This is a genomic window from Streptomyces ziwulingensis (assembly GCF_039542605.1).
Lineage (GTDB): Bacteria > Actinomycetota > Actinomycetes > Streptomycetales > Streptomycetaceae > Streptomyces > Streptomyces ziwulingensis.
The window spans coordinates 189,971-212,900 of sequence record NZ_BAABIG010000017.1 but is presented as its reverse complement, the minus strand read 5'-3'; the positions used below and the strand labels follow the sequence as shown (position 1 = coordinate 212,900).

The following is a 22,930-nucleotide window of genomic DNA, read 5'->3' as shown; positions in this document are numbered from 1 at the left end:
CACGGAATCCGCCGTGCCCCCAACCCGGCCGTTCGACATGGGGGACGTATGACTCAGGCGGCCGAGACGGCGCGCACCGTCATCATGACAGTCGACGACGATCCCGGGGTGTCCCGGGCGGTCGCCCGCGACCTGCGGCGGCGCTACGGGGCCGCGCACCGCATCGTGCGCGCGGAGTCCGGCGAGTCCGCGCTCCAGGCGCTGCGCGAGCTGAAACTCCGCGGCGACCTGGTGGCCGTGATACTCGCCGACTACCGGATGCCGCAGATGAACGGCATCGAGTTCCTGGAACAGGCGATGGACGTCCATCCGGGGGCGCGGCGGGTGCTGCTGACCGCGTACGCGGACACCGACGCGGCCATCGACGCGATCAACGTGGTCGACCTCGACCACTACCTCCTCAAGCCGTGGGACCCGCCGGAGGAGAAGCTCTACCCGGTCCTGGACGACCTGCTGGCGTCCTGGCGGGCCGGTGACCACAAGTCGGTGCCCAGCACGAAGGTGGTCGGGCACCGCTTCTCGGCGCGCTCCTCGGAGGTCCGGGAGTTCCTGGCCCGCAACCAGGTGCCGTACCGCTGGTACTCCTCCGACGAGCCCGAGGGCCGGCGGCTGCTGGACGCGGCCGGCCAGGACGGGCGGCGGCTGCCCGTGGTGATCACCCCGGACGGGACGCCGCTGGTGGAGCCGGACGCCCCCGGCCTCGCCGCCCATGTGGGCCTGGCGACGACACCGACGGCCGACTTCTACGACCTGGTGGTGATCGGCGGCGGCCCGGCCGGGCTCGGCGCGGCCGTCTACGGGGCCTCCGAGGGGCTGCGCACGGTGCTGGTGGAGCGGTCGGCGACCGGCGGCCAGGCCGGGCAGAGTTCCCGCATCGAGAACTACCTCGGCTTCCCCGACGGTGTCTCCGGGGCGCAGCTCACCGACCGGGCCCGGCGCCAGGCGGCGAAGTTCGGCGCCGAGATACTCAGCGCCCGCGAGGTGAGCGGCCTGGAGGTGAACGGGTCGGCGCGGACGGTGCGGTTCACGGACGGTTCGGCCGTCGCCGCGCACAGCGTGATCCTGGCGACCGGCGTCTCCTACCGCGAGCTGACCGCGCCCGGCACGGACGACCTGACCGGCTGCGGCGTGTTCTACGGCTCCGCGCTGACGGAGGCCGCCTCCTGCGAGGGCCACGACGTGTACATCGTCGGCGGCGCCAACTCGGCCGGACAGGCCGCGATGTACCTGGCCCGGGGCGCGAAGACGGTGACGCTGCTGGTGCGCGGGCGGTCCCTGGCGGCGTCCATGTCGCACTATCTGATCCAGCAGATCGAGGAGACGCCGAACATCGTCGTGCGCTGCGGCACGGTCGTGGAGTCCGCGCACGGCGAGGGCCGCCTGGAGGGGCTGACCCTGCGCGACGCGGCCGCAGGGCAGAGCGAGCTGGTCGACGCGCAGTGGCTGTTCGTGTTCATCGGCGCGGCCCCGCTCACCGACTGGCTGGAGGGCACGGTGGCACGGGACGCGCGCGGGTTCATCCTGGCCGGACCCGACCTGAGTGCCGACGGCAGCCCGCCGGCCGGCTGGGAGCTGGACCGGCCGCCGTACCACCTGGAGACCAGCGTCCCGGGCGTGTTCGTGGCGGGCGACGCCCGCGCCGAGTCCGCCAAGCGGGTCGCGTCCGCCGTCGGAGAGGGAGCCATGGCCGTGATGCTCGTCCACCGGTACCTGGAGCAGTCGTGAGCGGCCTGCCGATGCCCTGCAGCCCGGGCGAGATCGGGTCGCTGTTCCTGTTCGAGAAGCTGACGCCCGAGCAGGTGGGGCGGCTCTGCGCCGCGGGGCGGGTGGAACTGTTCGAGCCCGGCCCGGTGTACGCCGAGGGCGAGCCCGCCACCTGCTTCTACGTGCTCCTCGAAGGCTCGGTGGTGCTCTCCCGCCGGGTCGGCGGCGACGACGTGGAGGTCAACCGGACCTCGCAGCGCGGGGTGTACGGCGGGGCGATGCAGGCGTACCTCGGGGAGCGGGTGCCGCAGGTCTACAACAACTCCATGCGCGTCACCGGGCCGACGCGGTTCTTCGTGCTGCCCGCGGACACCTTCGCGAGCATCATGCAGGAGTGGTTCCCGATGGCGGTGCACCTGCTGGAGGGGCTGTTCTTCGGGTCGAAGAACACCCAGCGGGCGGTCGGGCAGCGCGAACGGCTGCTGGCGCTCGGCTCGCTCTCCGCCGGGCTGACGCACGAGCTGAACAACCCGGCCGCCGCGGCCGTACGGGCCACCGCCTCGCTGCGGGAGCGGGTGGCGAAGATGCGGCACAAGCTGGCCGTCATCGCCGAGGGGCCGTTCTCCCGGGACGCGCTGGCCGGTCTCATCGACATCCAGGAGCGCACGGCCGAGCGGGTCGCCAAGGCGCCCGTGCTCTCTCCGATGGAGGCGTCCGACCGGGAGGACGCGCTCACCGACTGGCTGGAGGACCACGGCATCGAGAACGGCTGGCAGCTCGCGCCGACGTTCGTGCAGGCGGGCCTGGACAGCGAGTGGCTGGAGCAGGTCGCGGCGGCCGTGGACGAGGAGATCCTCCCCGGGGCGGTGGGCTGGCTCAACTACACGGTCGAGACCGAGCTGCTGATGGACGAGATCGCCGACTCCACGGCCCGGATCACGCACCTGGTGAACGCCGCCAAGCAGTACTCCCAGCTCGACCGGGCGCCCTACCGGATCGCCGACGTCCACGAACTCCTCGACAGCACCCTGGTGATGCTCTCGGGCAAGATCGGCCCGCGGATCGAGGTCGTCAAGGAGTACGACCTCACCCTCCCCGGCGTCCCCGCCTACCCGGCGGAGCTGAACCAGGTATGGACCAACCTGGTCGACAACGCGGTGGCGGCGATGCGCGGCGGGGACGGGACGCTGACCGTGCGCACCGCGCGTGAGAACGACCGGCTGCTGGTGGAGTTCCGGGACACCGGCACCGGTGTCCCGCCGGAGATCCGCGACCGCATCTTCGACCCGTTCTTCACCACCAAGCCGGTGGGTGAGGGCACCGGCCTCGGCCTGGACATCTCCTGGCGGATCGTGGTCAACAAGCACCACGGCACCCTCCAGGTCGACTCCCGGCCCGGCGACACCCGATTCCAGGTGCTCCTGCCGCTCACCGCGGCGGAGCCCGACCCGACCATGGAGGAACAGGCATGAGCGAGAACAACGGCATCGACCCCACCGCGGCGCCGAGCGGCGCGGGCTGCGCCGACTGCGAGGCGACCGGCGGCTGGTGGTTCCATCTGCGGCGCTGCGCGGCCTGCGGCCACGTGGGCTGCTGCGACAGCTCGCCGGGTCAGCACGCCACCGCTCACTTCGAGGCCGCCGGGCATCCGCTGGTGCAGAGTTACGAGCCCGGCGAGGACTGGTTCTGGGACTACGCGACCGACGAGCTGTACGAGCGGGGCCCGGAGCTGGCGCCGCCGGTCAGCCATCCCCAGGACCAGCCGGCGCCGGGACCGGCGGGACGGGTACCGGCCGACTGGGCGGGCGCCCTGCACCGCTGAGCGGAACGCCCGCGCCCGGCGCCGGTCCGGCAGCGCAGCGCCCGGCACGATCTTGGCGGAAGGGCCCCCTCCGGGTGAGGATGCCCCCATGAAGGGTGACCTCTTTTCCAGTGAGCACATGGTGCGGCCGGCCCAGGCGCCGGGGATGACCGTCGAGAACTCCAAATGCATCCGGTACGCGGTGAACGGCGAGATGCTCGCCCGCCAGGGCGCCATGATCGCCTACCGGGGCAGTCTCCAGTTCGAGCGCAAGGGCCAGGGCGTGGGCGGCATGCTCAAGCGCGCGGTGACCGGCGAGGGTTTGCCGCTGATGGCGGTGCGCGGGCAGGGCGAGGCGTGGTTCGCCCACGAGGCGCAGAACTGCTTCGTCGTCGAGGTCGATCCGGGCGACGAGTTCACCGTCAACGGCCGCAACGTCCTCTGCTTCGACGCCTCGCTGTCGTACCGCATCGCGACCGTGAAGGGCGCCGGCATCAGCGGCGGCGGCCTGTTCAACAGCGTCTTCACCGGGCAGGGCAGGCTGGGGCTGGTGTGCGAGGGCACCCCGCTGGTCATCCCGGTCTCCCCGCAGTATCCGGTCTACGTGGACACGGACGCGGTCGTCGGCTGGACGGCGGGGCTGGGGACCTCCCTGCACCGCTCGCAGTCCGTCGGCTCGATGCTGCGCGGCGGTTCCGGTGAGGCGGTGCAGCTCATGCTCCAGGGCCAGGGCCACGTCGTGGTGCGGCCGAGCGAGGCGACCCCGCAGAAGGCGCAGCAGCACTGACCCGTCCGCCGGGGGCGCCGCGGGTGCGTTGACCTCGGCCGGATCACGGGGAAGAGTGCGAGGTGGCGCGGGTGTACGTCCCGCGCCGGAAGGAAGACCGTCTTGATCGGGATCACCGATGTCGAAGCCGCCGCCGGGCGGATCGCCGGGCATGTCGTGCGCACCCCGACGGTGCCGAGCCCCGGGCTGACCGCGCTGCTCGGCGTCCCGGTCACCGCCAAGCTGGAGCTGCTGCAGCGCACCGGCTCGTTCAAGGCCCGCGGCGCGGTGGCGAAGCTGCTGTCGCTGGACGCGGACGAGCGGGCCGCCGGAGTGGTGGCGGTCAGCGGCGGCAACCACGGCGTCGCCCTGGCGGCCATGGCCGCCGCCCTGGACGTGAAGGCCACGGTGGTGATGCCGCGGTCCGCGCCCGCCCGGTCGGTGCGCGGCGCCGAGGACGCCGGGGCGGTGGTACGGCTGACGGACGGCATGCCCGAGGCGTTCGCCCTCATGGAACGGCTGCGGGACGAGGGGCTGACGGCGGTCCACCCGTTCGACGACCCCGTGGTGATCGCGGGCCAGGGCACCGTGGGCCTGGAGTTCGCCGAGGACGCCGGCGAACTGACCGACGTCCTGGTGAGCATCGGGGGCGGCGGACTGATCGCCGGGGTGGCCGCGGCGCTGCGGGCCCGCCGGCCCGGTGTGCGGATCTGGGGGGTGGAGACCGAGGGCGCCGAGGCGATGTCCCAGGCCCTGGCCGCGGGCGGGCCGGTGCCGGTGGCGCTGTCCTCGATCGTCAGCACGCTGAGCGCCCCGTCGGTCTCGCGGCTCACCTACGACCATGTGTCCGCGCTGGTCGACGAGGTGCTCGTGGTGTCGGACGCGGAGGCCGTGCGCGGCTCGCTGGACCTCGCCGAGCACGCGAAGGTGTGGACCGAGCCGGCCGCCGGCTGTCTGCTGCCCGCCGCCCGCCGGGTGGTGGAGCGGGTGGGCGACGGGACCCGGCTGGGGCTGGTGGTGTGCGGCGGCAACGCCTCGATCGCCGACATGACGGCCTGGGCGGCCCGCTTCGGGCCGCGCTGACGGCCGTACCCGCGTGGGCGGCGGTTTTCGTCCGGCCAGGCCGGGGACTCGCTCGTTATGGTGCAAATCGGATACACGATGATGACCGAGCAGGCCGGCCCCCGGGAGCTGGTCGGCCATGTGGTGCGGGCCGAGGAAGTGGGTTTCGACTTCTCCGTCACCTCGGACCACTACTTCCCGTGGCTGCGCTCGATGGGTCACTCGCCGTACGCGTGGAGCGTGCTTGGCGCGGCGGCCCAGGCCACGTCCCGCATCCCGCTGATGACGTACGTGACCTGCCCGACGTTCCGCTACCACCCGGCGGTGGTGGCCCAGAAGGCGGCGACGACGCAGTTGCTGGCCGAGGGACGGTTCCGGCTGGGGCTGGGCTCGGGCGAGAACCTCAACGAGCATGTGGTGGGCGGCGGCTGGCCCGCCGTCGACGTGCGGCACGAGATGTTCGAGGAGGCCGTGGAGATCATCCGGGCGCTCTTCGAGGGCCGTCATGTCAACCGGCACGGCACCCACTTCGACGTGGAGTCGGCCAAGTTGTGGGACCTGCCGGACAGCCCGCCGCCGATCGGCATCGCGGTCTCCGGCGAGCGCTCGTGCGAGCTGGCGGGGCGCCTCGGTGACCTGGTGATCGCCACGGAGCCCAAGGCGGACCTGCTGGACTCCTTCGACCGGCACGGCGGCACGGGCAAGCCGCGGGTGGGCCAGCTCCCGGTGTCGTACGACCCCGACCGGGAGACGGCCGTGCGCCGCGCCCACGAGCTGTTCCGCTGGTTCGGCAACGGCTGGAAGGTGAACTCCGAACTGCCGCACCCCGACTCGTTCGAGGCGGCGACCCAGTTCGTCAGGCCCGACGACGTCGCCGCGTCGATTCCCTGCGGCGACGACCCGGACGCCTTCGTGGAGGCGGTGCGCCCCTACGCCGAGGCCGGTTTCACCGAGGTCGCGCTGGTGCAGATCGGCGGCGAGTCGCAGCACGCCTTCCTGGACTGGTCGGAGAAGACGCTGCTGCCCGCCCTGCGCGAGGCGTTCGGCGGCTCCTGACCCCGTCCCGGCCGGTTCCCCGTCCGGGCGCGCCGCCCCGTCTCCCGGAGAATCACCCGGGCGAGGGGGGCATTCCGCGCCGGGGCGGGGTACCCGCATGCCTCAGGCAGGTCCGTCCTCCGGAGGCCCCTTCGTGAACTCCCACGTGCACAAGACGCTCGTCGTTCAGCTCCAGGCCGGTGCCACGGAGCGCTTCCCCGTCCTCGCCCACCTGGGGTACGACGCCGCGGACCCGTTCGCGCTGACCGTGGTCTTCGGCCACGACGGACGGGTGCTGGCACGGTGGGCGCTGGACCGGGAGATGGTCGCCGAGGGGCTGGAGCGCGCGGTCGGCGTCGGTGACGTACGGCTGCGTCCCGCGTCGCGGGGCCGGTGGGACGAACTGCGGATGGAGTTCCTGGGCGATCCCCGGGTCGACGGGGAGCGGCACCACGCCGTCGTGTACGCCTGGGCCCCGGCGATCGCGGCCTTCCTGCGGGAGACGTACGCCGTCGTGCCCAGGGGCGAGGAGGAGGTACGCGTCGACGACTTCCTGGCGGAGGTCATCGGGAGCTGAGCGGGACGACCACCACGACCACCGCCCGCCCGGCTCCCGGCGGCGCCGGCGCCCGGTCAACGCGCGGTGTGGCGGTGCCGGGTCCACAGCGGGAGCACGAACCAGCACGGCAGGTACCAGGCGACGACCCAGGCGACGACCCAGGCGACGAGCCAGGCGACGAGCCAGGCGACGAGCCAGGGGACGAGCCAGGGGACGAAACCGTCGGAGGTGGCGACCCGGAGGATCAGCGGCAGTGACGCGGCCGTCGTGGCGAGCGGCAGCACCAGGCCGAGCCCGGTCAGCCGGGTGGCCCGGCGCACGGCCTGCGGCTTGACGCGGCGTCCACGGTCCGTGCGCTCCTCCTCGGACTCGTCGCGGCCCCGGCGCCCGGCCGGTCCCTCGTTCGCGTCCGTCCGTGCCGCTGTTCCTCCCGGTCGCCGCGGGCTGTCCGTCCAGCTTCCCGGGTCCGCCGCGCGCGGGCGCCGTGCGGGGCCGACCGTTTGGGAGATCGCGCAAGGGTTACCCGGTCGGCGTACCACGCACAGACCGAGGAGGTCGCCAAGGATGTCCGACACGCAGCTCACCGTAACGCTCAGCGGCGGAAAGCCCGACGACGCGCGGGCGGTCGTGAACGCGCTCCAGGACGTCTTCGGGGCGCCGGACCAGGCCCCGACCGACGACCGGGCCACGGTCCGCACCGCCACGTTCGACTCGCCGACCGAACCGCAGGTCCCCGACACCCCCCGGGCGGAGGGCGCGCGGCTGTCCGCGCCGGTGTCGGTCACCGTGCAGGGCGCCCCGCACGCCGTGGCGGCGGCGAGCGAGACGCTGTCCCGGGCCTTCAGCGCCCGCGACCAGGGAGCGTCCTCCGGCGACCAGGAGCAGGAGCGGCAGCTCCTCCTGGAGCCCTGACCCGGACGGGCCGGTCCGGCCCGTCCGGACCGGCTACCAGCGGCCTTCCACCTGGTCCTTGATCCGCCGCTCGTACAGCTCACCGATGGCCGTGAGCGTCGGGCCGGACAGTTCCGGCAGGAGGGCCGCTTCGGCGTTGGCGCGGGCCTGTTCGGGTGAGCGGGCGCCGGGGATCACGGTGGTCACCCCCGGCTGCTGGACGATCCAGCGCAGCGCGAGCTGGGCCGGGGTGTATCCCTCGGGAGCGAGCGCGGCGAAGTCGGCGGCGGCCTCGACGCCGGTGGCGAAGTCGACGCCGGAGAAGGTCTCGCCCTGGTCGAACGCCTCGCCGTGCCGGTTGAAGGTGCGGTGGTCGTTGGCGGCGAAGACGGTGTCCCGGGTGTACTTCCCGGTCAGCAGTCCGGAGGCGAGCGGCACCCGGGCGATGATGCCGACGCCCGCCGCACGGGCCGCCGGGAGGACCTCCAGCAGGGGTTTCATCCGGAACGGGTTGAGAATGATCTGCACGCTCGCCACGTTCGGCCGGGCGAGGGCGGCGAGCGCCTCCGCGCAGGTCTCCACGCTGACGCCGTACGCCTCGACGCGCTCCTCGGCCACCAGCGTGTCCAGGGCGTCGAAGACCTCGTCCGTCGAGTAGACGGGGGTGGGCGGGCAGTGCAACTGGACCAGGTCGATGCGGTCGAGGCCGAGGTTGCGCCGGGAACGGTCGTTCCAGGCGCGGAAGTTGTCCAGGACGTAGTTCCGCGGGATCTGCTCGACGCGGCGGCCCATCTTGGTCGCCACCATCACGGGCAGGTCGGGCCGGCCGGCGAGGAACGCGGCGATGGTCTCCTCGCTGCGTCCGTCGCCGTAGACGTCGGCGGTGTCGAAGAAGGTCACCCCGGCCTCGGCCGCCGCCTCCAGTACCGCCCGCGCCTCCTTGTCGTCGACGTCTCCCCAGTCGGCGCCGAGCTGCCATGTGCCCAGGCCGATGACGGAGGCGTGCCGGCCCGACCTGTCGAATGCGCGTTCTTCCATGGACGGCAGTCTGTCACCCGGCCCGCCCCGCCTCACGCCGGGCGCCGCCGGTACGCGGTGCGGGCCACCTTCGGCCCCAGCCAGCGCTTGAACCTGCGCAGCGCCTCCGACTGCCCGGCCGCCCGGTCCAGCCGGTAGTACCAGTGCGGCGGGAGGTACGGCAGCAGCGGCGAGTGGCGCTGGCCGAGCAGGGCGAACATCCGCTCGGGGGGCAGGTGGATGTAGCGCGGCAGGTTCTCGTACCACTGGGCGCTGTAGCGGGCGGCGCTCTGCACGGGCAGGAGGGCGGGTCTGCGGTCCTGTTCGTAGTGGGCGAGCGCGTCCGGGACGGCGGGGTGCGCGCGCAGGGCGGCGGCCAGGGACATGGCGTCCTCCAGGGCGAGGGTGGTGCCCGCGCCGACGGAGTAGTGCGTGGTGTGCGCGGCGTCGCCGAGGAGCACCAGGTTGCCCCGGGACCAGGTGCGGTTGGTCAGGGTGCGGAAGGGGGCCCAGGGGGCGGCACCGCCCACGGCCGCGGGGCGGCCGGTCAGGGGACGGCCGTCCAGGACGTCGGCGAAGAGGTCCTCCAGCAGGGCGCGCCCGTCGGCCTCGGGTGCCCGGTCCAGGCCGAGGCCGGTCCAGGTCCCGGGCGCGCACTCGACGACGAAGGTGCTGCGCTCGGGGCTGAAGCGGTAGCCGTACGCCCAGATCCAGCCGTGTCCGGTGGACACGAAGGAGAAGGTGAAGGCGTCGAAGACCTTGGTGGTGCCGAGCCACACATAGCGGTTGCGGCCGGGACGCACCTCGGTGCCGAAGTGGCCGGGGTACCGGGAGCGCAGCGCGCTGCCGGCGCCGTCGGCGGCGACGACCAGGTCGGCGGCGGGCGGGGCGGTGACCTCGTGGCCGAACCGCAGATCCACACCGAGTGCGCGGGCCCGGCCGGCCAGGATCTCCAGCAGCCGGTGCCGGCCGATGCCGAATCCCTCGTCGCCGCGGTGCCGGGTGGTCAGTTCTCCCACCCGGGCGAGGCCGTCGCGCCAGCCCACGGAGGCGTCCTCGATCGCGCGCGCGGACTCGGGGTCGTGCTCCCGCAGCCGGTCGAGCAGGGGGCGCCAGTAGGTGACGCCCCAGCCGTAGGTGGCGCCCTCGGGGTTGCGTTCGTGGACGGTGACCTCGTGGCCGGGGTGGAGCCGCTTGAGCAGGATCGACAGATACAGGCCGGCGGGTCCGCCGCCGACGCAGGCGACCTTCACACAACCTCCCGATAAGCACGCAAAGCGGACATGGGTCCGCGCAGCGTAGCAGGGAGGCGGCGCGGGTGGCTGTCCGCGCGGGCCGGCTACCCGGCCACCGTCGTGCGGCACTCCGGGTGGCCCCAGCCCTGGTCGTTCCTGGCGATGGACTCGCCTGCCGCGTAGGAGCGTCCGCAGACGCAGCGGCCGGGGAACTTCGCCTTGAGCGTCCGCGTGGACGACCCGCCGCCGCCCTTCGGGCCGGAGGCGGATTTCCCGCGTGCGGCGCGGGCCGGCGGGACGGCCGGCGCGGGCGGCGGCTGCGGTGAGCCCAGGGCGCTGCCCGCGGCCTCCTGGACGACGGCGGCCTGGCTGGCGGCGCGGTCCGCGAAGTCGTTGAGCCGGTCTCCGTCGACCTGGTGGGCGGGGACGTAGCGGAACTCGACCGAGCGGCCGGTGAGCAGTTCGTCGATGCGCGCCACCAGCTCCTGGTTGGCGACCGGCTTGCCGGCGGCGGTCTTCCAGCCGTTGCGCTTCCAGCCGGGCAGCCAGGTGGTGACGGCCTTCATCGCGTACTGGGAGTCCATCCGGACCTCCAGCGGTGTGTCCGGGTCGGTCGCGGCCAGCAGCCGTTCCAGTGCCGTGAGTTCGGCGACGTTGTTGGTGTTGCGGCCCAGGGCGCCGGCCGCCCAGCGGGCCGGCGTCCCGGTCTCGTCGGCGACGACCCACGCCCAGCCCGCCGGGCCGGGATTTCCCTTCGAGGCCCCGTCGCAGGCGGCCACCACACGTTCACGCATGGGCTCGATCATGCCATGGCCGGACAGGGCCTCCGGGAGGGGCCCGGGGGACTCGGGAGGGGCCCGGGGGACTCCCGAGTCGGCCGCCGGCCGGGGCGTGACGCGCGCGGCACCCGGCAGGCGCCGCCGTCGCGCGCCCCGTGCGCCGGGCGGGCCGGGGACGCGAGACGGCGCCCGGATCTCCGTCCCGCCCCCCGGCGCCTCGACCGGTGGGTTTACGCCTCGCCGCGGCGAAGCCGCCCCCTCGCACGCCGTTCCCCTCCGGCCCCACCACTGTTTGCCTGGTACCTGCGGCGCACCCGGCACTCCCGCGCCGCGCGGCCGCCGTCCCGACCCCTCGTCGCCTCCCCCGCACCCACCCTGTCCGCCCGCAAGGAGGGAATGTGTCCGTACCCGGCAGCGCCGGCGGGCCCGCCACCGACGAGTCCGCCCCAGGCCCGGCCGCCCGGGCCGATCCGTCGTCCGCCGCCGAGCGGTCCACCAGCCTCGGCACCCGGGCGGCCCGGCAGCTCGCCACCACCACCAAGTCCGCACCGCAGATGCGGGCCATCAGCTCCCGGTGGCTGCTGCGGACACTGCCCTGGGTCGACGTGCGCGGCGCCACCTACCGGGTCAACCGGCGCCTCACCCTGCGGCCGGGCCGCGGCCGGGTGCGGTTCGAGCAGAACGGCGCCGACGACATCCGGGTCGTCCCGGCCACCCTCACCGAGCTGCCCGCCCTGCGCGGCTATCGGGACACCGCTGTCCTGAAGGAGATCGCCTCCCGGTTCCGGGTGCGCGAGGTGCGGGCCGGCGAGGTCCTCTTCGAGGCCGGCCGGCCCGTCACCGAGACGTACCTCGTGGTCCACGGCCGCTTCACCCGCTACGCCACCGGCAGGTACGGCGAGGAGGAGGTCGTCGGCGTCGTCACCGACGGCGAGGGCCTAGGCGACGAGGCCGTGCACCGGACCGGCCCCCGCTGGCCCACCTCGGCACGGGCCGGGACCGCCGCGGTGGTACTGGTCCTGCGGCGGGACGACCTCACCGAACTGGCCGGCCGCGCCCCCTCCCTCGCCGGGCACCTGGCGGCCCACGCCGAGCGACAGCGCCGGCCGGTCAACCGCGAGGGCGAGGCCGGCCTCCCCGTACAGGCGGGCCACACCGGCGAGCCGGAGCTGACCGGCGGCTTCGTCGACTACGAACTGAGCCCGCGCGAGTACGAGCTGTCCCTGACCCAGACCGTGCTGGGCGTGCACACCCGGATCTCCGACCTCTACAGCGACCCGATGGACCAGACCCGGGAGCAGTTGCGGCTCACCGTCGAGGAGATCCGCGAGCGCCAGGAGTGGGAGCTGGTCAACAACCGCGAGTTCGGCCTGCTGCACAACATCGACCACGGGCAGCGGATCAGCACCTCCACCGGTCCGCCGACCCCTGCCGACCTCGACGAACTGCTGTCGATGCGCCGCGGGACCCGGCTGCTGCTCGCCCACCCCAAGGCGATCACCGCCTTCTTCCGGCAGTGCAACCGGCGTGGCCTGGTGCCCGGCACGGCGCGGGCCGGCGGCCACCAGGTGCCCGCCTGGCGCGGGGTGCCGATCTTCCCCTGTGGCAAGATCCCGGTCGGCGAGCGGCACACCAGCAGCATCATCGCGCTGCGCACCGGTGAGGCCGACCAGGGGGTGGTGGGCCTGTACCAGACCGGTATCCCCGAGGAGTTCGAGCCCGGACTCAACGTCCGCTTCATGGGCATCGACACCGCGGCGATCGTCCGCTACCTCGTCACCGCCTACTACTCCCTGGCCATCCTGGTGCCGGACGCGGCCGGGGCCCTGGAGAACGTCCAGATCGGCCGGAGTGCCGACTGACCGGAGGTATGTCACGACCATGAGCGCTCCCCCTGTCTCCGGCGTCCCCTTCCGGGCGCCGGGCCCCCCGAAGTACGCCGGTACCGTCCGCGCCGCGCCGGGCCGGCCGGTGCCGGGACTGCGGTTCCGGCCCGCCGTGCCCGCCGACCCCGGGAAGGTCGCGGAGGTCGACCGCAGACTGGAGGAGTGGGCCCGCGGCCTCGACCTGTTCCCGAAGGCGTGGTCGGACGACTTCGCGGGGTTCGGGTTCGGCCGGGCCGTGGTGCTCCAGCACCCGGGCGCGGTCGGCCTCGACCGGCTCACCGTCGCCGGTGAACTGCTGCTCGCCGAGAACCTCGTCGACAGCCTCTACTGCTCCGAGGACGAGGACCGCGGCGGCAGCGCGCGCGGGCTGGGCGGCCGTCTCGTGCTGGCCCAGTCGGCGGTCGACCCGTACCACGGCACCGCCGACACGGAGGCCGCCTGGGAGCGGGGCATGCGGGCCGACAGCCCGCTGCGCTCCTACCACTGGGCCGTCAAGGACTACGCCGCCTTCGCCACGCCCAGCCAGCGCGACCGGTTCGTGCACGCCCTGTCCCGGCTGCACCTGGGCTATCTCGGCGAGGCCGCCTGGTCGCAGATCCGGTACACGCCCACCGTCTGGGAGTACCTGGTGATGCGGCAGTTCAACAACTTCCGTCCCTGTCTGTCGATCGTCGACGCGGTCGACGGCTACGAACTGCCCGAGGCCCTGCACGCCCGTCCCGAGATCCAGCGGGTGACGGCACTGGCCTGCAACGCCACCACGATCGTCAACGACCTCTACTCCTTCACCAAGGAGCTGGCCGAGCCGGGGCACCTCAATCTGCCGCAGGTCGTCGCCGCCAACGAGCGGTGCGGGCTGAAGGCCGGCTATCTCAGGGCCGTGGAGATCCACAACGAGATCATGGACTCCTTCGAGGAGGAGTCCGCCGCGCTCAGCGCCGGCTCCCCGCTCGTCGAGCGCTACACCCGCTCCCTGGCGGCCTGGGTCTCCGGCAACCACGAGTGGCACGCCACCAACACCCACCGCTACCACCTGCCGGACTACTGGTGAGCGAAACCCCCCTGACGTCGCGTCAGGCAGATCACGAGGAGACACCGTTGACCACCTCCGACCTCACGAGCGCGCCGGTCCCGACCCAGTCCACGTACCAGCGCCGGGTCGCGGAGTACTGGAACGCCGAGGAGAACCCGGTCAACCTCGAACTCGGGAAGATCGACGACCTGTACCACCACCACTACGGTGTCGGGGACGCCGACCGGTCGGTGCTGGACGAGCCCGACCCGGCCCGGCGCCGGGAGCGGATCACCTCGGAGCTGCACCGCCTGGAGCAGGCCCAGGCCGAACTGCTCGCCTCCCGGCTCGGCCCGCTGACCCCCGCCGACCGGGTCTTCGACGCCGGCTGCGGACGCGGCGGCGGCAGCGTGGTGGCCAACCTGCGCTACGGCTGCCGCGCCGACGGCGTCACCCTCTCCGCCAAACAGGCCGACTTCGCCAACGCCCAGGCCCGTAAACGCGGCATCGGCGACCGGGTGCGCTACCAGGTCCGGAACATGCTGGACACGGGCCTGCCGTCCGGTGAGTTCGCGGCCTCGTGGAACAACGAGTCCACCATGTACGTCGAGCTGGAGCTGCTCTTCGCCGAGCACGCCCGGCTGCTGCGCCGCGGCGGACGCTATGTGGTGATCACGGGCTGCTACAACGACACCTACGGGCGGGCCTCCCGCGAGGTCTCGCTCATCAACGCCCACTACATCTGCGACATCCATCCCCGGTCGGCGTACTTCCGGGCCATGGCCCGCAACCGCCTGGTCCCCGTCCATGTGGAGGACCTGACGGAGGCGGCCCTGCCCTACTGGGAGCTGCGCAGCCGCGCCGAGCACCTCGTCACCGGCATCGAGGAGACGTTCCTGACCGCCTACCGCAACGGCAGCTTCCAGTACCTGCTGATCGCGGCGGACCGCGTCTGACGCCTCCTCCGCACACCCCGGGGGGGCTCACTCCCCGGCGAACGCCTTCTCCAGGGCGGCGATGTCGAGCTTGCGCATCGACATCATCGCCTCGTTGGCGCCCGCCACCCTCACCGGGTCGGGGTCGGCGAACATCTCGTTGAGCCGGACCGGGACGACCTGCCAGGAGAGCCCGTAGCGGTCCTTGAGCCACCCGCAGGGGCCGTCCTGTCCGCCGCCCGCCTGAAGGGCGGCCCAGTAGTGGTCGACCTCCCGCTGGTCCTCGCACAGCACCTGGAAGGAGACCGCCTCGTCGAAGGTGAACTGCGGTCCGCCGTTCAGCGCGACGAACCGCTGTCCGTTGGCGGTGAACTCGACCGTCAGGACGCTGCCGGCCCGGCCCATCGAGCCCTCGGGGTAGCGGGTGACGTCGCCGAGCCCGGAGTTCTCGAACACCGAGACGTAGAAGTGGGCGGCCTCCTCCGCCTCGCCGTCGAACCACAGGCAGGTGGTGAATCCGTCGGTGACCATGGGTTCCTCCTGGGGTGAACGGACGCGATCCGGTGGGTAGACCGGTCCGGGCCCCGGAACTCATCGCTCGGGCGCGGTCGCGCGTTCCCGGTCCGCCCCGCTCTGCCCTCGGCGAATCTGCCCCGGGCAGAGAATCCGCCGGTGGGAGCGGTGCCGGGCCGACAGTGGGGACGGCGGCACACCCGCCGCGCAACGACCAGCCCCACCACTCGACGAAGGAGCGCCGATGTCTCCATTCACGGCCGGCCCGGCCGCAGCCCTGATGCCCCGGGCGGAGGAGACCGGGACCCCCGCGACCCGCTTCGACGACCACCTGGCCGCCCAGTTGCTCGCGCAGCGCATCGTGCTGCTGGGCACGCAGGTCGACGAGGTCTCCGCGAACCGCGTCTGCGCCCAGTTGCTGATCCTCTCCGCGGAGGACCAGCACACCGACATCAGCCTGTACGTCAACAGCCCCGGCGGCTCCGTGCACGCCGGGCTCGCCATCTACGACACGATGCGGCTGATCCCCAACGACGTCTCCACGCTCGCCATGGGCTTCGCCGCCAGCATGGGGCAGTTCCTGCTCAGCGTCGGCACCCGGGGCAAGCGGTACGCGCTGCCGCACGCGCGGGTCATGATGCACCAGCCGTCGGCGGGCATCGGCGGTACCACCGCCGACATCGAGATCCAGGCCGACAATCTGGAGTTCACCAAGCGGACCATCGAGCGGATCACCGCCGAGCACACGGGGCAGTCCCCCGAGACCATCTCGCGCGACGGCGACCGGGACCGCTGGTTCACCGCCGAGGAGGCCAAGGAGTACGGCATGGTGGATCACGTCGTGGAGTCCCTCGCGGACGTCCGCCCGACCGCCACCCGGCGCCGGACGGGGCTGTGACATGGGGAGCTACTCGATTCCGAACGTCGTCGAGCGCACCCCGCGGGGCGAGCGGTCCTACGACGTGTTCAGCCGGCTGCTGTCGGAGCGGATCATCTTCCTCGGCACCGAGATCGACGACGGGGTGGCCAATGTCGTGATCGCCCAGCTCCTCCACCTGGAGTCGGCGGCCCCGGAGAGCGAGATCTCGATCTACCTCAACTCCCCCGGCGGCTCGTACACCTCGCTGATGGCGATCTACGACACGATGACGTTCGTGCGGGCGCCGGTCTCGACGTTCTGCGTCGGCCAGGCGGCCTCCACGGCGGCGGTGCTGCTGGCCGGCGGGGACGCCGGGCGGCGGTTCGTGCTGGAGCACGCGCGGGTGCTGCTCGGGCAGCCGGCCAGCGGCGGCCGGCAGGGCACCGTCTCCGACCTGGCGCTCCAGGCCAAGGAGATGGTGCGGATCCGCGCGCAGGTCGAGGAGGTGCTCGTGCGGCACACCGGTCACGAGGCCGCCGCGCTGCGCGCGGACATGGACCGCGACAAGGTGTTCACCGCCCGGGAGGCGGTGGCGTACGGGCTGGCCGACGAGGTGCTCTGCCGGCGGTCGCGGGCGGTCTGAGCGGACGGACGGGCAGGTGCGCCCCCGCGCGGGGAGGGGCGGCACCTGCCTTTCGCGTGCCGCGGGGTGTCAGGCGGCGAGGCAGAGTCCGTCGGCGCGGCCCACCGAGGTGGCGCGCCGGCCGCGTGTCTCATGGCGGGCGGTGACGCGGACGAGTTCGCCGTGGACGCGCGACAGCAGATCGCCGAGGCCGAGGCCGAGGGCCCGCGCGGCGGCCGCGAGCACCTCCGAGGAGGCCTCCTTGCGGCCGCGCTCGACCTCCGAGAGATACGGCATGGAGATCCGTGCCGTCTCGGCCACGTCCTTCAGCGTGCGCTCCTGCGCGAGGCGTTCACGCCGCAGGACGTCACCGACCAGGTCGCGCCAGAGGGGTTCCCGGGGCGCGGGGCCGGTCGTGGGCCCGGTCGTGGGGCCGGTCGTGGGAGGCGCGGCGGGCGGGCGCAGCGCGATGACGCGGGCTTCGTTCGGCGCTTGGTTCGTCACCTTCCCAGCCTAGGTTCGCCCGCCGCCGGGGGAAGGGGGCGGCGTTCCGCCCAGAGAGAAGCCGGCGCCGCGCCGACCGGCCCACCGAGGTGTGCGCCACCGGGCCCGCCGATATCCTGTGGGAGTGCCACGCCGCAGGGTGCCGCCCGGCCGGCGGATCGGCGGCGCGTCCGGTGGCACACAAGCGTTCGACCTGGGCGACCGCGAGCCGGATGTACTCAGGGAGGCGTCGGACCGTGACTTTCGTGGGAGAGGCAATGAAGACCGCCACCGCCGGGACCAGGACGGGTGAAGGGGCGTTCCGGGCAGACCTGGACGCGCGGTCGGTGGCTCCGCGTGACGCGCGGGAGCTGTCCCGGCAGTTCTTCCAGCGGCTCGCCGCACTCGACGAGGGCACGCCCGAGTACCAGTACGCGCGCAACACCCTCGTGGAGATGAACATGTCGCTCGTGCGGTTCGCCGCCGGCCGGTTCCGCGGTCGCGGCGACGACATGGAGGACATGGTCCAGACCGGCATGATCGGCCTTATCAAGGCCATCGACCGGTTCGAGCTGTCGCGCGAGGTCGAGTTCACCTCCTTCGCCCTGCCGTACATCGTCGGTGAGATCAAGCGCTTCTTCCGTGACACCACCTGGGCCGTGCATGTGCCCAGGCGCCTTCAGGAGCTGCGGGTCGAGCTGGCCAGGGCCCGTGAGGAGCTGTCCAGCCGCCTGGACCGCGAGCCCACCGCGGCCGAGCTGGCCACGCTGATGAACATCGGCGAGAACGAGGTGATCGAGGGCCAGATCGCCGCCAACGGCTACACCTCATCCTCCCTGGACGCCGTGCTCACCGGCGACGGCACCGAGGCCGGCGAGTCGGTCCTCGCCGACTTCATCGGCGTGGAGGAGGCCGGGCTGCGGCTCGTGGAGGACTTCCACTCGCTGGCGCCGCTGCTGGCGGAGCTGAGCGAGCGCGACCGGCGGATCATCCACCTGCGGTTCGTGGAGGAGGCCACTCAGGCCGAGATCGGCGAGGAGCTGGGCTGCACGCAGATGCACGTCTCCCGGATGATCAAACGGATCATCCACCGGCTGCGCGAGGGCATGCTGGGCGAGCTCGACCGCGTCTGACCCCCGTCTCGACCGCGTCTGACCCCCGTAGGGCTCCGCGCGGGGGCGTCACTCGCCGGTGAGTCCCACGACGGCACGGACCCGCTTGCCCACCGGGACCCGCTCGACGGCGAGTTCCTCCGTCAGGGCGTGCACGATCTCCAGCCCGTGCCGGCCGATCCGCTCCGGGTCCCGCGGGAACCGCCTGGGCACCGCCGCGCTGCTGTCGTAGACGGAGACCGTGACCGACGCGTCCGTGCCTTCCAGCTCCAGGATGTAGGGGCCCTGGCTGTGCCGGTCGGCGTTGGTGACCAGTTCGCTCACCACCAGCAGGACGGCGCCGTCGGCCCGGCCGCCGATGGCGGCGCACCACTCCGTGCGGAGCTGCTGGAGGAAGAGCGTGGCGAAGGACCGTGCCTCGGCGATACATCCCGGCTCGCCCGTGTAGTGCGCCGCCCGCCGTAGCGGTTCCACGGGCACGTCGAAACCAGTCGGTATCACTGCCCCGTCCAGGTGGTCGATCATGCGTTTCTCTCTCGAAGAGCCGGACTGGCCGGACGCTGCTGCACCCGCCCCCTACCCCGATCACGGCTGTGCAGTCCCCGTGGTTCCCACTGCGGGCATTGTCACAGTCTCACGGGGCACCCGGAAGGTTTCCTGGACCGGTCGAAGGCGGCCGGCGCGGAGCACCGGAGGTGCGCGGTGGCCTGGTGGACATGGCTGGTCGTAGTGGTCGCCGTGGTGGTGGCCCTGTTCCTGCTGACCCTGGCCGTGCAGGCCGGACGGCGGTCGGGCACGGTCGTCGCGGTCCGGCGTGGGCGCCGGACCGGTGGAAAGGACGTGCGATGAACGAGCTGATGGCCGCGCGGAGCCTGACGACCCGGCCCGTGGTGACGCTCGGCGGCGACGCGGTGGCCCAGGTGAAGGACACCGTCTTCGACGCCGAGGCCGGGCGGATCCTGGGGTTCACCCTCAACGGCCGGGGGCTGTTGTCGGGGCCGCTGCGGCAGAGCCTGCCCTGGTCGGCGGTGCGGGCGCTGGGCCATGACGCGGTGATGATCCGCGCCGGGGAGGACCTGGCGGAGACGGCCGCCGTGGTGGCCCGCCGGGAGGCGGCGCAGGGCCGGGTGCTCGGCGCCAAGGTGCTGACGGACGCGGGCACCGAGGTCGGCACGGTGCTCGACGTGGTCGTGCGGGGCGGCACGGCGGGCCGGGTCGTCGGCTTCCGGGTGGCCGCGAGCAAGGAGTTCGCCGGTGGCTCCGGGCGCCGTCGGCGCAAGGTCTACGTCCCGCGCGGGGAGACCCTCGCCGTCTCCGGCCGGGCGCTCGTCCTGCCCGCCGACGCCGTCCGGCACGTCGCCGACGACCTCGACGATCTCGCCGCTTTGGCGGCGGGCGCACCCGGCCACCGCAAGGAGGTGTGAACGATGATGCTCTTCTCCGACGTCCAGGGCCTGCCCGTGGTGACGCTGGCCGAGGCGGCCGAACTGGGGACCGTGGCCTCCCTCGCCGTCGACGCCGCTTCGGGCACCGTCACCCACCTGCGGATCCGGGGCGGGCGGCGGCGCGGGCGGACGGTGCTGCCCTGGTCGGCGGTGCACGCCGTCGGGCCGGACGCCGTGCTGGTCCGCCCGGCCGACGCCGCCGACCCCGCTCCGCCCCCGCACGACCTGCTGGCCAGCCGGGTGCTGACGGAGGGCGGCGACGAGCGGGGGCAGGTGCGGGACGCGGCCTTCGACCCGGACACGGGCCGGCTGGTGACGGTGGTCACCGGGCTCGATGAGCTGCCGGCGGACCGGCTGCTGGGACTCGGCGACTACGCCCTGGTCGTACGGTCCGCCTGAGTCGCCCGGCGGGCGGCCCGCCGGGCGGTCCGGTCCCGGGGAGGAGTTCCGGGCCCGGTGGGTGGCTAGGCCACCGGTACGACCAGGGGTGAGACGGTCCGCTGCATGCGCAGCGCGTCCACCGACTCGGCGAGCAGCTCGTACTCGGTGGTCTCGTCACTGGTGGCGACGCGCACCAGCCGTCCGGCGGCCAGCTCGTCGGCGACCAGTTCCTGCTGCATGTCGTCGGCGCACCAGGAGCGCAGCACCCGGGGGACGTCGGGGGCGTCGTCGGCGACGGGGGTGAGGGCGCCGCGCGGCAGGTGCGGGGAGTCGGGCTGCGGATCGAGGCGCTCGGCCATCCAGGCGGCGCGGTCGCGCAGCCACCACAGGGCGAGGGCGAGGGTGGGGGCCCGGTAGGTGCCGAGCGGGACGCCGATGCGCCGCCCGTCGCAGACTCCGTACGCGGTGACATGGCACAGGAACTCGTCGTGCACGTCTCCCCTCCCCCGTCGCATAACTCGCCTGCCGGGTCCGTGCGGCTCGTGTGCTGTGCGTGAGGACGACGTCGCGTGAAGTGAGGCGTCCTAGGAGTCGAGTATGTTCACTGCTGAATCACTGTCACCATGGCTTTTTGGCCACTCTCCTGGCATATTCAGGACGGCCGCTGGCCGAAAGGGTGCGGGTCCCTCCGAGCGCCCCGTGTACGCCCCCCGAACACTCCCGAGCGCCCCCGGGAACCCCTCCGGAAAGCACCGAGGGCCGCGTCCGGACGCTCCGGACGCGGCCCTCGTGACGGGGGTGCTACGCCGTGACGAGCTTGTCGATGCGGGCCAGTTCGTCGGCGTCGAAGTCCAGGTTGCCGATGGCCGCGACGCTGTCCTCCAACTGCCGCGGGCTGCTGGCGCCGACCAGCGCGGAGGTGACCCGGCCGCCGCGCAGCACCCACGCCAGCGCCATCTGCGCCAGGGACTGGCCGCGGGTCCCGGCGATCTCGTCCAGCGCGCGGAGTTTGGCGACCAGGTCCTCGGTGACCGCCTCGGAGTTGAGGAAGGGGCTGTCGCTCGCGGCCCGCGAGTCCTCCGGGATCCCGTCGAGGTAGCGGCCGGTCAGCAGGCCCTGCTCCAGCGGCGAGTAGGCGATGGAGCCGACGCTCAGCTCGTCGAGGGCGTCCAGCAGCCCCTCGTGCTCCGGGCGCCGGTCGAGCATCGAGTAGCGCGGCTGGTGGATCAGGAGCGGGGTGCCGAGGTCGGCCAGGATGCGCGCGGCCTCCCGGGTCTGCTCCGCGGAGTAGTTGGAGACACCGACGTACAGCGCCTTGCCCTGCCGCACCGCCGTGTGCAGGGCGCCCATCGTCTCCTCCAGTGGAGTCTCCGGGTCGGGGCGGTGGGAGTAGAAGATGTCGACGTACTCCAGGCCCATCCGTCCCAGGCTCTGGTCGAGGGAGGAGAGCAGGGACTTGCGCGAGCCCCACTCGCCGTACGGGCCGGGCCACATCAGATAGCCGGCCTTGGTGGAGATCACCAGTTCGTCGCGGTACGGCGCGAAGTCGGCCCGGAGCGCCTCGCCGAGCGCGGACTCGGCGGCGCCGGGGGGCGGGCCGTAGTTGTTGGCCAGGTCGAAGTGGGTGACGCCGAGGTCGAAGGCGCGGCGCAGGATGGCGCGCTGCGTCTCGACCGGCCGGTCCGGGCCGAAGTTGTGCCACAGGCCGAGCGAGAGCGCCGGGAGCATCAGGCCGCTGCGTCCGGTGCGCCGGTAGGGCATGTCCGCGTAGCGGTCGGGGTGTGCGGTGTACAACGCGACTCCTGGAGGGTTCTGCACGCGGGTTCCCGGTCGGGGGGAGAACCGGGTCTTGACCGGGTCCCACTCTGGCCCGACCTGCGGGCAGTGGTCCAACAGAAGAATCCGATCGGATTCAGCGACTACGCTTCTCAGTCATGGAACTGCGCCAGCTCCAGCACTTCGTCGCGGTCGCCGAGGACCAGCACTTCACCCGGGCGGCCGAACGGCTGCTGGTCTCCCAGTCCGGCCTGTCGGCGTCCATCCGTGCCCTGGAGCGGGAGCTGCAGACGCCGCTGTTCGTGCGGACCACGCGCCGGGTGACGCTGACGGAGGCCGGGCGGGCGCTGCTGACCGAGGCGCAGCGGATCGTCGCACAGGTGCGGGCGGCGCACGAGGCGGTCGCCGCGGTGCAGGGCGTGCTGCGCGGCACGCTGGCGCTGGGCACCGAGCAGTGCATCGCCGGGGTGCCGGTGGCGGCGCTGCTCGCCGCGTTCCGCAGGCGCCATCCGGACGTGGAGATCCGGCTGCGGCAGGCGGGCTCGGGCGAACTGGCGGAGGAGGTGGCGGCGGGCCGTCTTGACCTGGCGTTCGCCTACCGGACGCAGGCGGACACCGATCGGCTGCGCTCGGCCTCGCTGACCAGCGAGCCGATGACCGTGCTCTGCCACCCCGACCACCGCCTCGCGGCCGACGGGGCGGTGCTGACCCCCACCGATCTGGCCGACGAGGTCTTCGTCGACTTCCATCCGGACTGGGGGCCGCGACGCGTCACCGACACCGCGTTCGCCGCGGCGGGTGTGCGGCGTACGGTCGCGCTGGAGGTCAACGACGTGCACGGGCTGCTGGACCTGATCGACGAGAACCTCGGCATCGCGGTCGTGCCCCGGCACTTCCGGCACAAACGGGCCTCCCTGGCCTCGCTGCCGCTGAAGGAGACGGGCGAGGCCGCGTACGAGACCATCGCCCTGCTGCCGCCGCCGCAGGCCACCAGCCCGGCGGCGCGGGCGCTGATGGCGCTGCTGGAGACGGGGAGCGGCTGAGCGCCGGATGCGCG

General features: G+C 73.2%; 27 protein-coding genes. 18 read left to right on the top strand and 9 right to left on the bottom strand.

Annotated elements, in window-relative coordinates:
• Positions 1 to 48 precede the first annotated feature (48 nt).
• The 7 genes from ABEB00_RS08615 to ABEB00_RS08585 all read left to right on the top strand — a co-directional run bounded on the left by ABEB00_RS08615 (position 49) and on the right by ABEB00_RS08585 (position 6,945).
• A complete protein-coding gene (locus tag ABEB00_RS08615) occupies positions 49 to 1,725 on the top strand; it encodes an NAD(P)/FAD-dependent oxidoreductase (protein ID WP_345618458.1) in 1,677 nt (558 codons plus the stop codon).
• Positions 1,722 to 3,176 carry an ATP-binding protein gene (locus ABEB00_RS08610; RefSeq protein WP_345618456.1) on the top strand — a complete coding sequence of 485 codons (1,455 nt, stop codon included), beginning with the start codon at positions 1,722 to 1,724 and terminating at the stop codon, positions 3,174 to 3,176. The genes ABEB00_RS08615 and ABEB00_RS08610 overlap by 4 nt, the downstream gene beginning before the upstream one ends.
• Complete coding sequence (locus ABEB00_RS08605; protein ID WP_345618454.1) at positions 3,173 to 3,526, top strand: UBP-type zinc finger domain-containing protein; 354 nt, start codon at positions 3,173 to 3,175, stop codon at positions 3,524 to 3,526. The genes ABEB00_RS08610 and ABEB00_RS08605 overlap by 4 nt, the downstream gene beginning before the upstream one ends.
• A gap of 88 nt (positions 3,527 to 3,614) precedes the next feature.
• A complete protein-coding gene (locus ABEB00_RS08600; RefSeq protein WP_345618453.1) occupies positions 3,615 to 4,292 on the top strand; it encodes an AIM24 family protein in 678 nt (225 codons plus the stop codon).
• Between the two features lie 102 nt (positions 4,293 to 4,394).
• A complete protein-coding gene (locus ABEB00_RS08595; RefSeq protein WP_345618451.1) occupies positions 4,395 to 5,354 on the top strand; it encodes a threonine/serine dehydratase family protein in 960 nt (319 codons plus the stop codon).
• A 57-nt stretch (positions 5,355 to 5,411) separates the two neighbouring features.
• Entirely contained in the window at positions 5,412 to 6,389 is a 978-nt protein-coding gene (locus ABEB00_RS08590; protein WP_345618450.1) for an LLM class F420-dependent oxidoreductase, read from the top strand.
• 133 nt (positions 6,390 to 6,522) lie between these two features.
• A complete protein-coding gene (locus ABEB00_RS08585) occupies positions 6,523 to 6,945 on the top strand; it encodes an SsgA family sporulation/cell division regulator (RefSeq protein ID WP_345618448.1) in 423 nt (140 codons plus the stop codon).
• A gap of 56 nt (positions 6,946 to 7,001) precedes the next feature.
• Here ABEB00_RS08585 and ABEB00_RS08580 read toward each other — a convergent pair whose 3' ends face one another.
• Positions 7,002 to 7,502, bottom strand: coding sequence for a hypothetical protein (locus ABEB00_RS08580; RefSeq protein WP_345618447.1), 501 nt, complete (start codon positions 7,500 to 7,502; stop codon positions 7,002 to 7,004).
• Between ABEB00_RS08580 and ABEB00_RS08575 the strand changes: the two genes are divergently transcribed.
• Positions 7,492 to 7,839: a hypothetical protein gene (locus ABEB00_RS08575; RefSeq protein ID WP_345618446.1), complete on the top strand. Its 348-nt coding sequence runs from the start codon at positions 7,492 to 7,494 to the stop codon at positions 7,837 to 7,839. The genes ABEB00_RS08580 and ABEB00_RS08575 overlap by 11 nt on opposite strands.
• Before the next feature lie 33 nt (positions 7,840 to 7,872).
• Here ABEB00_RS08575 and ABEB00_RS08570 read toward each other — a convergent pair whose 3' ends face one another.
• The 3 genes from ABEB00_RS08570 to ABEB00_RS08560 form a co-directional block, all read right to left on the bottom strand.
• Positions 7,873 to 8,856, bottom strand: coding sequence for an aldo/keto reductase (locus tag ABEB00_RS08570; RefSeq protein WP_345618444.1), 984 nt, complete (start codon positions 8,854 to 8,856; stop codon positions 7,873 to 7,875).
• 32 nt (positions 8,857 to 8,888) lie between these two features.
• Positions 8,889 to 10,088 carry an FAD-dependent monooxygenase gene (locus ABEB00_RS08565; protein WP_345618443.1) on the bottom strand — a complete coding sequence of 400 codons (1,200 nt, stop codon included), beginning with the start codon at positions 10,086 to 10,088 and terminating at the stop codon, positions 8,889 to 8,891.
• Positions 10,089 to 10,174: 86 nt separating this feature from the next.
• Positions 10,175 to 10,876, bottom strand: a complete 702-nt coding sequence (locus ABEB00_RS08560; RefSeq protein ID WP_345618442.1) for a ribonuclease H family protein — start codon at positions 10,874 to 10,876, stop codon at positions 10,175 to 10,177.
• A gap of 371 nt (positions 10,877 to 11,247) precedes the next feature.
• Between ABEB00_RS08560 and ABEB00_RS08555 the strand changes: the two genes are divergently transcribed.
• The 3 genes from ABEB00_RS08555 to ABEB00_RS08545 are packed head-to-tail and all read left to right on the top strand — an operon-like array spanning position 11,248 to position 14,703.
• Positions 11,248 to 12,711 (top strand): family 2B encapsulin nanocompartment shell protein, encoded by a 1,464-nt coding sequence (locus ABEB00_RS08555; RefSeq protein WP_345618441.1) that lies wholly within the window; start codon positions 11,248 to 11,250, stop codon positions 12,709 to 12,711.
• A 19-nt stretch (positions 12,712 to 12,730) separates the two neighbouring features.
• Positions 12,731 to 13,786 carry a family 2 encapsulin nanocompartment cargo protein terpene cyclase gene (locus tag ABEB00_RS08550; RefSeq protein WP_345618440.1) on the top strand — a complete coding sequence of 352 codons (1,056 nt, stop codon included), beginning with the start codon at positions 12,731 to 12,733 and terminating at the stop codon, positions 13,784 to 13,786.
• Positions 13,787 to 13,833: 47 nt separating this feature from the next.
• On the top strand, positions 13,834 to 14,703 hold the full coding sequence (locus ABEB00_RS08545) for a geranyl diphosphate 2-C-methyltransferase (protein ID WP_345618439.1): 870 nt from the start codon (positions 13,834 to 13,836) through the stop codon (positions 14,701 to 14,703).
• Between the two features lie 27 nt (positions 14,704 to 14,730).
• On the opposite strand, the gene ABEB00_RS08540 is transcribed toward ABEB00_RS08545, so the two are convergent.
• Positions 14,731 to 15,213 (bottom strand): VOC family protein, encoded by a 483-nt coding sequence (locus tag ABEB00_RS08540; protein WP_345618438.1) that lies wholly within the window; start codon positions 15,211 to 15,213, stop codon positions 14,731 to 14,733.
• Positions 15,214 to 15,439: 226 nt separating this feature from the next.
• On the opposite strand from ABEB00_RS08540, the gene ABEB00_RS08535 reads away from it, so the two are divergent.
• Together ABEB00_RS08535 and ABEB00_RS08530 are read left to right on the top strand one after the other, a co-directional pair.
• Positions 15,440 to 16,093 carry an ATP-dependent Clp protease proteolytic subunit gene (locus tag ABEB00_RS08535; RefSeq protein WP_345618436.1) on the top strand — a complete coding sequence of 218 codons (654 nt, stop codon included), beginning with the start codon at positions 15,440 to 15,442 and terminating at the stop codon, positions 16,091 to 16,093.
• 1 nt (position 16,094) lies between these two features.
• On the top strand, positions 16,095 to 16,697 hold the full coding sequence (locus ABEB00_RS08530; RefSeq protein WP_345618435.1) for a ClpP family protease: 603 nt from the start codon (positions 16,095 to 16,097) through the stop codon (positions 16,695 to 16,697).
• Between the two features lie 69 nt (positions 16,698 to 16,766).
• Here the strand turns inward: ABEB00_RS08530 and ABEB00_RS08525 are convergent, their stop codons facing one another.
• The gene (locus tag ABEB00_RS08525) at positions 16,767 to 17,180 is read right to left on the bottom strand and encodes a helix-turn-helix domain-containing protein (protein ID WP_345618434.1); all 414 of its coding nucleotides are present in this window, start codon (positions 17,178 to 17,180) and stop codon (positions 16,767 to 16,769) included.
• A 257-nt stretch (positions 17,181 to 17,437) separates the two neighbouring features.
• Between ABEB00_RS08525 and ABEB00_RS08520 the strand changes: the two genes are divergently transcribed.
• Complete coding sequence (locus ABEB00_RS08520) at positions 17,438 to 18,292, top strand: SigB/SigF/SigG family RNA polymerase sigma factor (protein WP_345618433.1); 855 nt, start codon at positions 17,438 to 17,440, stop codon at positions 18,290 to 18,292.
• A gap of 48 nt (positions 18,293 to 18,340) precedes the next feature.
• Here the strand turns inward: ABEB00_RS08520 and ABEB00_RS08515 are convergent, their stop codons facing one another.
• Complete coding sequence (locus ABEB00_RS08515) at positions 18,341 to 18,796, bottom strand: ATP-binding protein (protein WP_345618432.1); 456 nt, start codon at positions 18,794 to 18,796, stop codon at positions 18,341 to 18,343.
• Between the two features lie 177 nt (positions 18,797 to 18,973).
• On the opposite strand from ABEB00_RS08515, the gene ABEB00_RS08510 reads away from it, so the two are divergent.
• Genes ABEB00_RS08510 through ABEB00_RS08500 form a run of 3 tightly spaced genes read left to right on the top strand, consistent with a single transcriptional unit; the run spans position 18,974 to position 20,115 of the window.
• Positions 18,974 to 19,120: a hypothetical protein gene (locus ABEB00_RS08510; protein ID WP_345618431.1), complete on the top strand. Its 147-nt coding sequence runs from the start codon at positions 18,974 to 18,976 to the stop codon at positions 19,118 to 19,120.
• Positions 19,117 to 19,695 (top strand): PRC-barrel domain-containing protein, encoded by a 579-nt coding sequence (locus tag ABEB00_RS08505; RefSeq protein ID WP_345618430.1) that lies wholly within the window; start codon positions 19,117 to 19,119, stop codon positions 19,693 to 19,695. The genes ABEB00_RS08510 and ABEB00_RS08505 overlap by 4 nt, the downstream gene beginning before the upstream one ends.
• Positions 19,696 to 19,698: 3 nt before the next feature.
• Entirely contained in the window at positions 19,699 to 20,115 is a 417-nt protein-coding gene (locus ABEB00_RS08500) for a PRC-barrel domain-containing protein (RefSeq protein WP_345618429.1), read from the top strand.
• A gap of 65 nt (positions 20,116 to 20,180) precedes the next feature.
• On the opposite strand, the gene ABEB00_RS08495 is transcribed toward ABEB00_RS08500, so the two are convergent.
• Complete coding sequence (locus ABEB00_RS08495; RefSeq protein WP_345618428.1) at positions 20,181 to 20,591, bottom strand: hypothetical protein; 411 nt, start codon at positions 20,589 to 20,591, stop codon at positions 20,181 to 20,183.
• A gap of 307 nt (positions 20,592 to 20,898) precedes the next feature.
• Entirely contained in the window at positions 20,899 to 21,891 is a 993-nt protein-coding gene (mgrA, locus tag ABEB00_RS08490; protein WP_345618427.1) for an L-glyceraldehyde 3-phosphate reductase, read from the bottom strand.
• 140 nt (positions 21,892 to 22,031) lie between these two features.
• Between mgrA and ABEB00_RS08485 the strand changes: the two genes are divergently transcribed.
• Complete coding sequence (locus tag ABEB00_RS08485; protein ID WP_345618426.1) at positions 22,032 to 22,916, top strand: LysR family transcriptional regulator; 885 nt, start codon at positions 22,032 to 22,034, stop codon at positions 22,914 to 22,916.
• Positions 22,917 to 22,930 lie beyond the last annotated feature (14 nt).